Genomic DNA, 14,498 nt, shown 5'->3' with positions numbered 1-14,498 from the left:
GTTCCCGTTGCCCGGTGGTAAGCGCGCATAGGACCATGCCTGCGTGAGCGGGTTTCTCGTTGTGCAACTTGCCGAATGCTTGTTGTGGATTGAAACGGTTCAGGTGTGACCGAGCGATGTCTCCGGGTGAGGGGCGTGACGTGTCCGGGCCGTTCGTCGAGGGGTCGAACGGCCCGGAAGCGCCTGGCTTCCTGCTGTGGCGCGTGACGCTGGGGTGGCAGCGGGCCATGCGAGCCGCGCTGGCCCCGTTCGGCCTCACCCACGTGCAGTACGTGCTGCTGTCGTCGTTGCGCTGGCTGGAGACCTCGGCCGGGCCGCCGTCCCAGCAACGCCTCGCCGAGCACGCCGGCACCGACCCGATGATGACCTCGCAGGTCGTGCGCCGTCTCGTGGCCCGCTCGCTCGTCGCGCGCGGCGTGGATCCCGCCGATGCGCGGGTGCACCTGCTGTCGCTGAGTGCTGATGGCGCGGCGCTGGTCGGCTCGGCCTCCGTCGCCGTCGAGTCCGCCGACCGCGCCTACTTCGCCGCGCTGGGTTCGTCTTCTGACTCGTTCGTGCGCGGACTCACGCGGCTCCTGTGAGCTTCAGCAGCTTGTCGTCGGTGCCGTTGGACGTCGTGACGTAGAGCGACCCGTCCGGCGCGGTGCGGGCGGCCCGCAGGCGCCCGTACCTGTCGTTGAGCTCGTCGGGGATGGCGACGTTCTGCACCTTCCCCGCCGCGTCGAGGGTGAACAGCAGCAGCTTCTGCCCCTTGAGCGCCGTGATGGCCAGCTTGCCGTTCCAGAACGCGGCCTGGCAGATCGCCTCGGTCGGCGACCCGGACGACCACACCGCGGGCACGGCGTCGGGGAACCGCTGCAGGTCCGTCATGGGCACGTCCTCGTCGTACCCGCCCTGCGTGCCGCCCTTGGACGGGTCCCACCCGAAGTTGGCGCCCTTCCGCAGCAGGTTGACCTCGTCGTCGACGTCGGGCCCGTGCTCGCTGGAGAAGATCTGGTCCGTGCCGGGCCGGAACACCACGCCCTGCACGTTGCGATGCCCGAAGCTGTAGACCCGCCGCTCGTTGGCGTTGGCCGACGTCGCGAACGGGTTGTCCGCGGCGCCCTCGCCGGTCTCCGGGTCGATCCGGAGGACCTTGCCGCCGAGGCTGGTGCGGTCCTGCGGGTTGCGCCCCTGCGCGATGTCGCCGGTGGCGATGAACATGGTGCCGTCCGGGGCGATCGTCGGACGGCACCCGGAGTGCCGGCCGCTCGGGTTGGACGGCATGCCGGTGAGCAGGTCTTTCGTCTTCGTCGCCGTCGTGCCGTCGAGCTTGAACGTGGTCAGCCGCACGTCCTTGGTCGTGTTGTAGCAGACGGTGAAGCGCTGGTTGTCCGGGTGGATCGCGAGGCCCATGAGGCCGCCCTCGCCGCGCACCTGGATGTCGGTCAGGTCGGCTTCGACGTCGGTGACCTGACCGTTCTTGACCAGCTTGATGCGGCCTGGACGTTCGGTGACCAGCATCGAGCCGTCCGGGAGGAAGCCGATGTCCCAGGCGTGCTGGAACCCGCCGGCCACCTCCTCGACCTGCAGGCCTTGTGGGGCCGGGGCCTTGGACGGGGCGTTGCCGCCTGGTGCCGGCGACGAACAGGCCGCTAGTCCTAGGGCCAACCCTGCTGCAACTAGTGCGCGCATGTCTCAACTATGCGTTTTGCGCCGTGGAGGTTCCGTAAGGCCGTTCGGGCGGGAGGAGGGCTTGGGCCTTGTCCAGGTCTCTGGCGCGGACGTGCTGGTGGATCTCGCGGGCTCGCTCGGTCAGGTCGGTGATGCTCAGGGTCCACTCGTTGACGTAGCGGTGGGCGGCTTCGCCGGTCAGGCCGATCTGGATGGACCTGTGGTTCAGGGCTTCGTGGTTGAGGCCGCGTTCCGGGTCCCACTGGACGCGCACCTGGGGTTTGCCGGGGATGCGGCTGCTGACGGCGTTCGCGATGGCCCAGTCGAAGCCCTCTCGGGTGATTCGGATGGCGAGGACGCGTTCCTGGTCCTGCTTGGTGGCGTAGCCGCAGCGGTACATCATCCAGAGGAAGGACGGCTTGATCCACGTCATCCTGGTCAGCTTGAACGGGGGGACGAAGCGTTGGGCCCGCAGTGCGGGGTCGGCGATCGCCGGGGAGTAGGCCTGGTAGACCACGATGGACTGATCGTCGTAGTCAGCCCTGATTTCTTTCATGCCGGCCAGGGTGGTCGGTGATTGGTTGGTGGGCCAGCGATTTTGCCGGGTCGGGTTCCTGTTCCAGCGGGGTGGGTTGCGTTCCAGCGGAGTTGGTCGCGTTTTGTTGGTTGGGCTGCGGTTGCGAGGGTGTTCGCGCGGGTCGTGACGAACGCCTGGGGGTGGCGATTGGGGCTTGACTTCGGGGCCCTTGCGAGGCGCTTGTCGGACCGGAAAAGGCCGGGCTGAAAAGAGGCCAGGCCGAGCCACTAGTGGTAGCACCTCGCACCCAAAGTCAAGCCCCAATCGCAATCGATGGGTGACACCGCTGACCAGCCGGGCAGCAGCCCCGTTCGGGCTCGCCTGCGGCATCGCGTGCCAGGCCTCGTAGGTGGTTGGCCTGCGTCGACGGCTGACCGGTTGGCACCGCGCGCCGGGCCTGCGTGCGTGGTCGGGTTGCGTTGGCGACTGCGGTTGGCGCGCATGTCCCTGCTGTGGCGGAGCCGCGCTCAAGCCACCCGATAAGGGGTCGCGGGACGAGCTATGGTGGGTGACCGAGACCCCTCGTCCCAGGCAGGGGTCTGTCTGGCGTCTCCCACGACCGGGGTTTCTCACATGCCGCTGCTCGGCCTGCTCGATGGTGTCCTGCCCGACAAAGCCCTCCGCACGTTGATCGACTCGGCCGGTGTGCCCGAGTTGGAGCTCGACGGGCCCCTGGCCGCGCGGCCGCTGGTGACGGCTGCGCTGTCCACGGCCAGGCCCGTGCTCGCGGTTACCGCCACGGGCAGGGAGGCCGAGGAGCTGACGAGTGTCCTGCGGGACCTCATCGGCGCGGACAAGGTCGCGTTCTTCCCCAGTTGGGAGACGTTGCCGCACGAGCGGTTGAGTCCTCGGGCGGACACGGTCGGGGCGCGGCTGCAGATCCTGCGCCGCCTCAAGCACCCCGAGGGCAACCCGATCCGGGTGCTGGTCACGACGGTGCGGAGTCTCATCCAGCCGATGGCGCCCGGGCTGGGGGACCTGAGGCCCGTGCACCTCGAGGTCGGGGAGGAGCAGGACTTCGTCGAGCTCGTGACTCGGCTGGCGGAGAACGCCTACAGCCGCGTCGACATGGTCGAGAAGCGTGGCGAGTACGCGACGCGCGGCGGGATCCTCGACATCTTCCCGCCCACGGCCGAGCACCCCTACCGGGTGGAGTTCTGGGGCGACGAGGTCAGCGAGATCCGGCCGTTCTCCGTGCAGGACCAGCGGTCGCTGGCCGAGGAGGTGCAGGAGTTCGTGGCGCCGCCCTGCCGCGAGTTGCTGCTCACCGAGGACGTGAAGCAGCGGGCCGCGGAGCTGGCCGAGCAGCACCAGTCCGACGCGCACCTGGCCGAGATGCTGGAGAAGATCTCCGGCGGCATCGCGGTCGAGGGCATGGAGGCGCTCATCCCTGCGCTGTGCCCCGGCGAGCTGCAGCTGCTCACGGACGTCGTGGAACCCGGCACCCACGTGCTGCTGAACGACCCCGAGAAGATCCGGGCGCGGGCCGCCGACCTGGTGCGGACCGGGCAGGAGTTCCTCGAGGCGTCGTGGATGGCGGCCGCCGGTGGGGGGAAGGCGCCCATCGACCTCGGGCGCAGTGCCTACCAGGGCATCGGCGAGGTCGCGGAGCAGGCCAAGGGCAACGACCGTCCCTGGTGGACGCTCAGCCAGCTCACCACGGACTCCCAGGACGTGGTGCACCTCGACGTGAAGCCCGTCGAGGCTTATCAGGGGGACGTCGAGCGGGCGTTCACGGATTTGAAGGCGCACACGGCCGCCGGTGGTGCCGCCGTGCTGGTGGTGCCCGGTGCGGGTACGGCGCAGCGGGCCGAGGAACGGCTCAAGGAGGCCGAGGTCGCGGCCGTCTGCCTCGAAAGCCTCGACGAGGCGCCGAAGACCGGCATGGTCACGGTCGTGCGGGGTGCGCTCGAGGACGGGTTCGTGCTACCCGACCTGGCGCTGGTGGTGCTCACCGAGACGGACCTGACCGGTGGGCGCGGCGGTACGTCCACGAAGGACATGCGCAAGATGCCGTCCAAGCGGCGCAACGCGGTGGACCCGCTGGCGCTCAAGGCCGGCGACTTCGTGGTGCACGAGCAGCACGGCATCGGCAAGTACGTGGAGATGGTGCAACGCACGGTGGCCGGCGCCACCCGCGAGTACCTGGTCCTGGAGTACGCGAGCAGCAAACGGGGCCAGCCCGGCGACCGGCTGTTCGTGCCCACGGACCAGCTGGACGAGGTCAGCCGGTACGTCGGGGGCGAGCTGCCCACGCTCAACAAGCTCGGCGGCAGCGACTGGAAGAACACGAAGTCCAAGGCGCGCAAGGCGGTCAAGCAGATCGCGGCCGAACTCGTGCAGCTCTACGCGGCACGCCAGAGCGCGCCCGGACACGCGTTCGCGAGCGACACGCCCTGGCAGCGCGAGCTGGAGGACGCGTTCGCGTTCACCGAGACGCAGGACCAGATGGCCGCGATCGACGAGGTCAAGGCCGACATGGAACGCGGCGTCCCGATGGACCGCGTCATCTGCGGTGACGTCGGCTACGGCAAGACGGAGATCGCCGTCCGCGCCGCCTTCAAGGCCGTGCAGGACGGCAAGCAGGTCGCGGTGCTGGTGCCGACGACGCTGCTCGCCCAGCAGCACCTCAACACGTTCGCCGAACGCATGCGCCAGTTCCCGGTGAACGTCAAGGGGCTCAGCCGGTTCACCGACGCGCAGGAGTCCGAGCGGACCGTCGCGGGCCTCGCGGACGGCGAGGTCGACATCGTCATCGGTACGCACCGGCTGCTGCAGAAGACGGTGCGGTACAAGGACTTGGGCCTCGTGATCGTCGACGAGGAGCAGCGCTTCGGCGTGGAGCACAAGGAGCACATCAAGGCGCTGCGGACGCACGTCGACGTGCTCACGATGTCCGCGACGCCCATTCCGCGCACGCTGGAGATGTCGCTCGCGGGCATCCGCGAGATGTCCACGATCCTGACCCCGCCGGAGGAACGGCACCCGATCCTCACCTACGTCGGCGCGTACGACGACAAGCAGGTCGGTGCCGCGATCCGCCGCGAGCTGCTGCGCGACGGCCAGGTCTTCTTCGTGCACAACAGGGTCTCGTCCATCGAGAAGGCCGCGCGGCGCATCCGCGAGCTGGTGCCGGAGGCGCGCGTCGTCACCGCGCACGGCCAGATGAACGAGGACCGGCTCGAGAAGATCATCCAGGGCTTCTGGGAACGCGAGTTCGACGTCCTCGTCTGCACCACGATCGTCGAGACGGGCCTCGACATCTCCAACGCCAACACGCTGATCGTCGAACGCGGCGACCTGCTCGGCCTCGCCCAGCTGCACCAGCTGCGCGGACGCGTCGGCCGCGGCCGCGAACGCGGGTACGCGTACTTCCTGTACCCGTCCGAGACGCCGCTGACCGAGACCGCGCACGACCGGCTCGCGACGATCGCGCAGAACACCGAGCTCGGCGCCGGCATGGCCGTCGCGATGAAGGACCTGGAGATCCGCGGCGCCGGCAACATCCTCGGCGCCGAGCAGTCCGGGCACATCGCGGGCGTCGGCTTCGACCTCTACGTCCGGCTGGTCGGCGAGGCCGTCGAGGCGTTCCGCAAGCACGCAGGGGCGGAGAGCGCCGAGGAGGAGGAACTCGCCGAGGTGCGGGTCGACCTCCCCGTCGACGCGCACATCCCGCACGAGTACGTGCCCGGCGAGCGGCTGCGGCTGGAGGCCTACCGCAAGATCGCGGCCGCCACCGACGAGGCCTCGCTCCAGTCCGTCTGGGAAGAGCTGAAAGACCGGTACGGCACCCCGCCCGAGCCCGTCGAACGGCTGCTCGGCGTCGCCCGGCTGCGGCACGCCTGCCGCCGGCACGGGGTCACCGAGGTCATCGCGATGGGCCAGAACCTGCGGTTCGCGAAACTCGAACTGCTGGACTCGCAGCTGGTCAGGCTGCGCCGGCTCTTCCCGAAGGCGGTCTACAAGCAGGCGATGGGCACGGTCACCGTGCCGCGTCCCACCGAGGGGGCGGCAGGCGGCCGAATGGGCGCACCGCAGCTGCGCGACCAGGAGCTGCTGGACTGGTGCGGTGCGTTCCTCGACTCACTCGCGGGGACTCCCGTGACCCCGGTCACCAAGGCGTGAGAAGGTAGGTCCTCGTGAGCACTGTTCTGAAGCGTTTCTCGCTGGTCGGTGTTGCCGTGGCGCTCCTGGCCACCGGTTGTGGCACCGAGCCTGCCAAGGCCGGTTCGGCGGCGATCGTCGGAAACGAGACGATCAGCCTGCAGACCGTCCAGGACCGCACCGTGAAGGTGCTCAAGAAGGAGCCCGCGGCTCAGCAGATGCAGGACCAGGGCAAGCTCGACCAGGTGTCGAAGCTCGTGCTGGCCGACGAGATCACCCACCAGATCGCGGCCGCCGCGGCCCAGCGCGAGAACATCACGGTCGACGAGACCAAGGTGTACGACGCGATCAAGGAGAAGGGTGGCGCCGAGGCCGCCGCCAAGCAGAGCGAGCAGGACGAGACCACGATCTACCGCCGTCAGCGCGACGTGCTGGTGATGGGTGAGCTCGCCCGCCGCAACCTCTCGACCCTCCAGGTCGAGATCGACTTCTTCCAGGTCCAGGACCCGAAGGAGGCCAAGGAGAAGGCCGCCGAGGTCGCCGCCGACTCCTCGAAGATGTCGCGGTTCGTCCAGGAGGCCCCGCGCACGGCCGGTGGCCAGCAGGCGTCGGGCACGAACCAGAAGGTCCGCGTCACCGAGAACCCGTCGCTGGTGCACACGATGCTGTGGGGCGTGAAGCCCGGCACCGTCGTCGCCTTCCCGGCCGACGAGCAGCAGTCCAGCTGGATGGTCGCGCTGGTCAAGCAGCGCAACACGGTCTCGCCGACGCCCGGCGAGGAGGACCTGGTCGAGCGCATCGACCCGCAGCTGCTCGCGGCGTTCGGTCTCCGGATCGCGCAGTTCCTCACGGCGGACATGAACATCGAGGTCAACCCCCGCTACGGCGTGTGGGACGCGACGAACGCGCAGGTCGTCGGCAACGTCGGCGAGCGCGGTGGGTTCGTCGGTGTGAGCGCGACCAAGAACAAGTCTTGATCACCGTCGTCGTCCTCAGCGAGCGGCTCGGAGCCGTGCTGCCCGCTGCCGCCCTGCCCGCGTTGCGCACGGCTCAGGCCGTCTACGCGGGCGAGGGCGTGCCCCAGGAGTCCTGGGGTGAGCTGGGCGTGGACGGGCCCGCACCGGCCGTGCTGCCCGACGGTTCGGTGGTGATCACGACCGACGCGTCCGCGTACCCGGACGCGCGGGTGATCACGACGCCCGAGCCGCTGGGCGCGGGCCTGCTCGACGCGGCCGCGGTCATGCACCGGCTGCGCTCGCCCGGCGGCTGTCCGTGGGACGCCGAGCAGACGCACGACTCGCTGCGCCAGTACCTCGTCGAGGAGACCTTCGAGCTGCTCGAGGCGATCGAGGACGGCGACCGCGCGGCGATGCGCGAGGAACTCGGAGACGTGCTGCTCCAGGTGCTCTTCCACGCCCGTGTCGCGGCCGAGGACGCCGACGACCCGTTCGACGTCGACGCCGTGGCGGCCGAGCTGGTCGCCAAGCTCGTCGGCAGGCACCCGCACGTCTTCGAGGGCAACGACCCCGCCGTGACGGACGCGACCTCGCAGCAGCACCGCTGGGAGGAGCTCAAGCAGGTCGAGAAGAAGCGCGAGTCCAGTGTGGACGGTGTGGCGCTCGGCCAGCCCGCCGTGGCGCTGGCCGCGAAGCTGGTGCAGCGCACCAAACGCGCGGGCTTCCCCGTCGACCTGCTGCCGGAGGGCGACGACACGGGCACGACGTTGTTCGCCGTGACCGCGCTCGCCAAGCTCGCCGGCGAGGACCCGGAGACCGAACTGCGACAGGTTTCTCGCCGCTTCGCCGCGAACGTCAGGGAAGCGGAAGCAAAGGCGCGGGCCGAAGGTATTGAATCTCTTGCCGCTGCCGACTGGCGGCGCTTTTTGCCCTCCTGAAACGGCGGCGTTGGGCTAACGTCGATCTCGTGACTTACCTGCGGTATCCGCATCTGCGCGGTGACTTGGTGACGTTCGTGGCCGAGGACGACGTGTGGCTCGCGCCCGTCGACGGAGGCAGGGCTTGGCGCGCGTCCGCCGATCAGGTGCCGGCCCGCACGCCTCGGTTCTCGCCGGACGGCACGCATCTGGCCTGGGCCAGCGTGATCGACGGCGCTCCCGAGGTGCGCGTGGCCCCTGTGGACGGTGGCCCGGCCCGCCGATTGACGCACTGGGGCGTGAGCCGCTCGGCCGTGTCCGGGTGGACACCGGACGGGCGGGTGCTGGCGGTGACCTCCACCGGCACCATGTCGCGCGTCCGAAAGCGGGCACACGCCGTTCCGCTGGACGGCGGGCCTTCCGAGGTGCTGCCGTACGGCTGGGTCAACGACGTCTCCTTCGGACCTGACGGCCAGGTCGTCACCACCTCCAGCTACCTGCAGGAACCGTCGGCGTGGAAGCGGTACCGCGGCGGCACGGCCGGCAAGCTGTGGGTGGACCTCGACGGCTCCGGCGAGTTCGTCCGGATCGTGGACGAGCTGAAGTCGACGCTCGCCAGCCCGATGTGGGTCGACGGGCGGATCGCGTTCCTGTCCGACCACGAGGGCGTCGGCAGCCTGTACTCCGTGCAGCCGGACGGCACCGACCTGCGCCGCCACTCCTCCGGGGAGTTCTACGCGCGCAACGCCTCCACCGACGGCTCGCGGGTGATCTTCCACCAGGCGGGCGAACTCTGGCTGCTCGAAGGCCTTTCCGAACTGCGCAAGCTCGACATCAAGCTCGGCGGCCCGCGCACCGGCCTGCAACCGCGTCACATCAAGGCTTCCGGCAACGTCGAGTCGTTCAGCGTCGACCACACCGGCCGCGCCTCCGCGGTCGAGGTCCGCGGTTCGGTGCACTGGGTGACGCACCGCGACGGCCCGGTGCGCGTGCTGGCCGACCGTTCCGACGTGCGCGCCCGGCTGCCGAAGGTGCTCGGCGAGACCGGGCACGTGGTGTGGGTGACCGACGTCGAGGGCGAGGAGGCGCTGGAGATCGCGCCCGTCGGCGGTGTGGAGCCGGGCAACACGCCTCGCCGCGTCGCCTCCGGTGCGTTGGGCCGCGTGATGTCGATGGCCGCCGCGCCGGACGGTTCGCGCGTCGGTGTCGCCACGCACGACGGCCGCTTGTTGTTGGTGGACATCGGTTCCGGCGAAGTGCGCGAGGTCGTGTCCGGTGCCAACGCGCACATCACGAACCTCGCGTTCTCGCCGGACTCTGCCTGGCTCGCCTGGTCGCACCCCGGCCCGTCTCCGTTGCGGCACATCAAGATGGTGAACGCGGCGGATCTGTCCGTTGTGGACGCGACGCCGCTGCGGTTCGCCGACTTCGCGCCGACGTTCACCGAGGACGGCAAGTACCTCGCGTTCCTGTCGATCAGGACGTTCGACCCGATCTACGACGCGCACGTGTTCGACCTGTCGTTCCCGACCGGCTGCCGCCCGTACCTCGTGCCGCTGGCCGCGACCACGCCGTCGCCGTTCGCGCCGATGCACGGCGGCCGCCCGGTCGGCGACGAGGACAAGGACTCTGAGGACGACGACGAGAAGACCCCGGTGACGAAGGTCGACCTCGAAGGCCTCGCCGACCGCGTGGTGCCGGTGCCCGTCGCGGCCGCCGACTACGTGTCGCTGCGCGCCGCGAAGGGCGGCCTGCTGTGGCTGCGCCGGCCGTTGCTCGGCGTGCTGGGCGACAACCTGGCGTCGCCGGAGGCCCGGCCGCCGCGGACCGTGCTGGAGCGGTTCGACTTCGCCAAGATCAAGACCGAGGTGCTGTCGGACAGCGCGGAAGCGTTTGCGGTGTCCGGCGACGGCAAGCGGATGGTCGTCGAGGACCGCGGTGACCTGCGGGTCGTGCCGTCGGACAGCAAGGCGGACGAGGACTCGGCCGACCACGTCGAGATCGACCTCGCGCGCGTCCGGGTCGTCGTGGACCCGGCGCTGGAGTGGGCGCAGATGTACGCCGAGAACGGCCGCCTGATGCGCGACCACTTCTGGCGCACCGACATGGGCGGTGTCGACTGGCAGGGCGAGCTCGACCGCTACCGGCCGCTGGTGGCCGAGGTGGGCAGCCACGACGACCTGGTCGACCTGCTGTGGGAGGTGCAGGGCGAGCTCGGGACCTCCCATGCGTACGTGTGGGGGTCTTCCCCCGCGGTGCCCGCCTCGCGCCGGCAGGGGCTCCTGGGCGCCGATCTGGCCCGCGTCGGCGACTCGTGGGTCGTCGAGCGCGTGATCCCCGGCGAGACCTCCGATCCGCACGCTCGATCCCCTCTCTGCGCGCCTGGCGTGGCGGTGCGGGCCGGGGACGTGCTGGTGGCCGTGGACGGACGCCCGGTCGGGCTCGCCGGCCCTGGTGCGTTGCTGGTGGGAACGGCCGGTAAGCCCGTGGAGCTGACCGTGCGACCCGGTGGTGGTGGAGAACTGCGTCGCGTCGTGGTCGTGCCACTGGCAGACGAGGAACCACTGCGCTATCACGACTGGGTCGCCGGGCGCCGTGCGTTCACGCACGCCGCTTCCGGTGGTCGCGTCGGCTACCTGCACGTGCCGGACATGATGGGCGCCGGCTGGGCGCAGCTGCACCGCGACCTGCGGATGGAGCTCACGCGCGAGGCGCTGGTGCTGGACGTCCGCGAGAACAACGGTGGCCACACCTCCCAGCTGGTGATCGAGAAGCTCGGCCGCAAGGTGATCGGCTGGTCCGTCGCGCGCGGCTACACGGCCTCCGAGTCCTACCCGCAGGACGCGCCGCGCGGTCCGGTCGTGGCGGTGGCCGACGAGTACGCCGGTTCGGACGGCGACATCGTCAACGTGGCCATCAAGGAGCTCGGCATCGGCCCGGTGGTCGGCGTCCGGACCTGGGGCGGCGTGATCGGCATCGACATGATGTTCACGCTGGTGGACGGCACGATGGTCACACAGCCGAGGTACGCGTCCTACTTCACCGGCCACGGCTGGGGCGTCGAGAACCACGGCGTGGACCCGGACATCGAGGTGGTCATGACGCCCGCCGACCGCGTCGCCGGCCGCGACCCGCAGCTGGAGAAGGCCGTCTCACTGGCCCTGGAAACTCTTTCATCTTCACCGGCTGCTCACGCTCCGGAGTTGCCGCCATTGGCCTGACCACCCCATCGTGTGACTAAAGAACTGTGACGGACTGTTCCATGTGGACGATCAACCAGATGGAACAGTCCTCACCGTTCGGGGGTGTGCTGGGATGAGTCACCGTGAAGAGCCGCGCAGTGGGCGTGGATGCTTCGGGGCAGTGGTCGTCGTGCCGTTTCTGGCGCTGGGCGGCATGTTCGCGTTGATCGCGTTCACAGGCGGGGGCGCGGAGGCTCCGCTGGCTGCGCCGCCCGCGGTTCGGCCTACTTCACAGTGGTGGACCGAGCCGTTCGAGACCGCGGTGTCGCTGTCCACCGTTACCGAGACCGTGGTGGTGGAGGGGGCGGTTCGGGAAGTTCGTGCTGCTGCTCGGGTTTCCACTGCTACTCGGGTGGTTGGCGGGACTACCGTCACCGAGACCGTTCGGGTTCCGGAGTCCGGGGTGAAGCCCGGGGCTACTGGGCGGAACGAGCCCGGCGAGGTGGAGCCTGAGCCGGCTGAGACTTCTTCTCCCGTTGTCACGACCACTTCGGCTGTTGGGTCCAGTGTGGAGCCTCCGCCGGTTCCTCCTGTGTTGGAGGAGAGTCCTGTTGGGACTCCTGTGGAGACTCCTGTTGCGTCGCCTGTGGTCACGCCTCCGGTTGAGGTGCCGCCGTCTACGCCTCGGGCTGAGGAGCCTGTGGTTCCGCCGGTTAGCACTGCCCCGCCTTGTGATCGGGCTGAGCCGGTTGTCGGTGAGGAACCTCCTGTTGGTGAGGAGCCGGCTGTTTCTTCCCCTGCCGAGGAGATCTCCACGTCCTCCGCGCCTTTGGCAGGGGTTTGAGAAGAGGGGGCTGGGACCGCGTTTCCGCCCGGTCTCAGCCTCCTCTTGTTCTGCTTGGGGTCCGTAGCGTTCCCCTGTTGCGTTTGCGGGTTCCTGGTGCGTGCTTCCCTCCGGGGGCTCTGCCCCCAGACCCCCGGCAATCTGATCGGGGGGCACCGCGCCGTGAGCGGGTTGATGGCACGCCTGTTTGTGTTGGGCGGCTGCCTGTTTCGTAGTTTGGTTGCGTTGGCGGTGGGGTCCCGTCACAAGTCGAGCCAAGAGCGGGCCACACCTGCCTGGGGATGTCAAACGGACGAAAAGCGTGTCCGTTTGACATCCCCAGGCAGGTGCAGCAAGAGCTGTGGCGCGACTCGTGACGGGACCCCACCGCCGGGCCCTCTTGGCTAAGGGCAAGAGCCAAGACTCCTCGGCTTCGCCGTCGGGTCGGCTCGCCTTCGGCTTCGCGTTGCTTGGGTGTGCCTGCTTGAGTTGCCTGCGTTGTTACTGCGGGGTGCTCGCCCTTGCGTAGGCGTCGGCGCCGCTGAACACGTTCTGGCCGTACTCCACCGAGTTGTTGTACGCCAGCACGGCCTGCCACCAGCCCTGGCCTGTGCCCAGGTCTCGTGCGCCGCCCCCGCACAGGTAGCGGGCTGCGGTCAGGGCCGCGTCGTCGATGTTCTGCGGGTCTGCGGGGAGGCCGTCGCCTGCCGCTCGCTTCGCCCACTTGTTCCAGGTGCCCGGGATGAACTGCATCGGGCCCACGGCTCGGTCCCACGTCGTGTCGCCGTCCAGGCGGCCGCCGTCGGTGTCGTGGATCGCCTTCACGCCCGGCGCGCCGTCCAGGGGGATGCCGATGATCGGGCGGGACGGCAGGCCGTTCTCCTGGAGTTTGGCGCCGTTGATGTTGCCGTGGTGCGACTCGATGCGGCCGATGCCCGCGAGGGTGGCCCAGCTGATCCGGCAGGCCGGGGCCTCCTGTTGCATCGCCAGGTCCGCTGACGCGTAGGCGTGCAGGGCTCGGACCGGGATGTCGGTCTTGGAGGCGACGCGCGTCGCCCACTCCTGGAGCGGGTTCGCCGTCGCGGTGGTGCCGGGGGAGGCCGCGCTGCCCGGGGCGGCGGCGCCTGGTTCCACCTCCTGGATGGGGACCAGGAACGGTGGCGGGCCCAGTGGAGCCGCGTCGCGGCGGTTGAGGGCGCCCAGGCCCCAGGCGCCTGCGGCTACCACGACTATCAGCAGCAGCACCAGGACGATGCGGCCGATGATGTTGCCTGAACGGTTGCGGCGGGCGGGTTCCTGGACTGCGGGCGGCGGGACCACGGCATCGAGGGTACGTGCTCCGCACGGGTGCTGACGGAGTGAAGCGTGATGAAACCGGCACTGTTGGCGGCTGGACAATCAGGTGAGGCTTACCTTAAATAAGGCCGACCTAATTCACGGAGGCGGCGAGATGTTGTTGGCGAATGGGCTGATCGGGCTGCGGGAAGGGCTTGAAGCCGCGCTCGTCGTCAGCATCCTCATCGCGTTTCTGGTGAAAACGGACAGAAGGTACGCGCTCAAGTGGGTTTGGGTCGGTGTCGCGACCGCGGTGGCGCTGTCGGTGGCGGCCGGCGCGATCATCACGTTCAGTGCCGCCGGAATGACGTTCGAGCAGCAAGAGGCGTTCGGCGGGACGATGTCGATCATTGCGGTCGCGTTCGTCACGGGAATGATCTTCTGGATGCGCAAGGCTTCGAAGACCATTGCCAAGGAGCTGCGCGGCAAAATGGATGAAGCGTTGCAAATCGGACCTTTTGCCATCGTTCTCGTGTCCCTTTTGTCGGTCGGCAGGGAAGGGTTGGAGACGGCGGTCTTCTTCTATTCCAGCGTGCAGGCGGCGGGCGGCGGAACAACGCAACCCTTGATCGGGTTCGTGGCGGGCATCCTGGTTGCTGTGGGCATCGCCGCACTTCTGTACCAGGGTGCGATCCGGTTCGATCTTGGAAAGTTCTTCACGATCACCGGTGTGCTGCTCGTCTTCGTGGCCGCCGGGGTGCTCAGCTACGGGATCCACGACCTGCAGGAGGCCGCGATCCTGCCGGGGCTCGACACGCTCGCGTTCGACATCAGCGACGTGCTGCCGGAGGACTCCTGGTACGGCGCGCTGCTCAAGGGCTTCTTCAACTACTCGCAGCGGACGTCCGTGCTGCAGGCCATCGCGTGGGTCGCCTACGTGGGGGTCGTCCTGTCCCTGTTCCTCATCCGGCCGCGCCGTCGCGCCGCCGTGGCCAACTGATCTGGAGTAAC

General features: G+C 69.3%; 9 protein-coding genes. 6 read left to right on the top strand and 3 right to left on the bottom strand.

The window, feature by feature from the left end; genetic code table 11:
* Positions 1 to 116 precede the first annotated feature (116 nt).
* The gene (locus tag ACQEU1_RS22895; RefSeq protein ID WP_433205183.1) at positions 117 to 581 is read left to right on the top strand and encodes a MarR family winged helix-turn-helix transcriptional regulator; all 465 of its coding nucleotides are present in this window, start codon (positions 117 to 119) and stop codon (positions 579 to 581) included.
* Here the strand turns inward: ACQEU1_RS22895 and ACQEU1_RS22890 are convergent.
* Both ACQEU1_RS22890 and ACQEU1_RS22885 read right to left on the bottom strand, forming a co-directional pair.
* Positions 565 to 1,674: a PQQ-dependent sugar dehydrogenase gene (locus ACQEU1_RS22890; RefSeq protein WP_433205180.1), complete on the bottom strand. Its 1,110-nt coding sequence runs from the start codon at positions 1,672 to 1,674 to the stop codon at positions 565 to 567. The two genes, ACQEU1_RS22895 and ACQEU1_RS22890, sit on opposite strands and share 17 nt — an antisense overlap.
* A gap of 7 nt (positions 1,675 to 1,681) precedes the next feature.
* Entirely contained in the window at positions 1,682 to 2,209 is a 528-nt protein-coding gene (locus tag ACQEU1_RS22885) for a DUF4291 domain-containing protein (protein ID WP_433205177.1), read from the bottom strand.
* A 594-nt stretch (positions 2,210 to 2,803) separates the two neighbouring features.
* Here ACQEU1_RS22885 and mfd point away from each other — a divergent pair.
* Genes mfd through ACQEU1_RS22865 form a run of 4 tightly spaced genes read left to right on the top strand, consistent with a single transcriptional unit; the run spans position 2,804 to position 11,428 of the window.
* Positions 2,804 to 6,355 (top strand): transcription-repair coupling factor, encoded by a 3,552-nt coding sequence (mfd, locus tag ACQEU1_RS22880; protein WP_433205174.1) that lies wholly within the window; start codon positions 2,804 to 2,806, stop codon positions 6,353 to 6,355.
* Positions 6,356 to 6,369: 14 nt separating this feature from the next.
* Positions 6,370 to 7,311 (top strand): hypothetical protein, encoded by a 942-nt coding sequence (locus ACQEU1_RS22875; protein ID WP_433205171.1) that lies wholly within the window; start codon positions 6,370 to 6,372, stop codon positions 7,309 to 7,311.
* On the top strand, positions 7,308 to 8,228 hold the full coding sequence (locus tag ACQEU1_RS22870; RefSeq protein ID WP_433205168.1) for a MazG family protein: 921 nt from the start codon (positions 7,308 to 7,310) through the stop codon (positions 8,226 to 8,228). The genes ACQEU1_RS22875 and ACQEU1_RS22870 overlap by 4 nt, the downstream gene beginning before the upstream one ends.
* Before the next feature lie 29 nt (positions 8,229 to 8,257).
* Positions 8,258 to 11,428 carry a S41 family peptidase gene (locus ACQEU1_RS22865; RefSeq protein WP_433205165.1) on the top strand — a complete coding sequence of 1,057 codons (3,171 nt, stop codon included), beginning with the start codon at positions 8,258 to 8,260 and terminating at the stop codon, positions 11,426 to 11,428.
* Positions 11,429 to 12,713: 1,285 nt separating this feature from the next.
* On the opposite strand, the gene ACQEU1_RS22860 is transcribed toward ACQEU1_RS22865, so the two are convergent.
* Complete coding sequence (locus ACQEU1_RS22860) at positions 12,714 to 13,532, bottom strand: hypothetical protein (RefSeq protein WP_433205162.1); 819 nt, start codon at positions 13,530 to 13,532, stop codon at positions 12,714 to 12,716.
* 130 nt (positions 13,533 to 13,662) lie between these two features.
* Here ACQEU1_RS22860 and efeU point away from each other — a divergent pair, with 130 nt between their 5' ends.
* Positions 13,663 to 14,487 carry an iron uptake transporter permease EfeU gene (efeU, locus tag ACQEU1_RS22855; RefSeq protein ID WP_433205159.1) on the top strand — a complete coding sequence of 275 codons (825 nt, stop codon included), beginning with the start codon at positions 13,663 to 13,665 and terminating at the stop codon, positions 14,485 to 14,487.
* Positions 14,488 to 14,498 lie beyond the last annotated feature (11 nt).

This window comes from Lentzea sp. CA-135723, assembly GCF_050936595.1.
Taxonomy (GTDB): Bacteria; Actinomycetota; Actinomycetes; order Mycobacteriales; family Pseudonocardiaceae; genus Lentzea.
The sequence above is the reverse complement of the archived record's forward strand: the minus strand, read 5'-3'. Positions and strand labels throughout refer to the sequence as shown.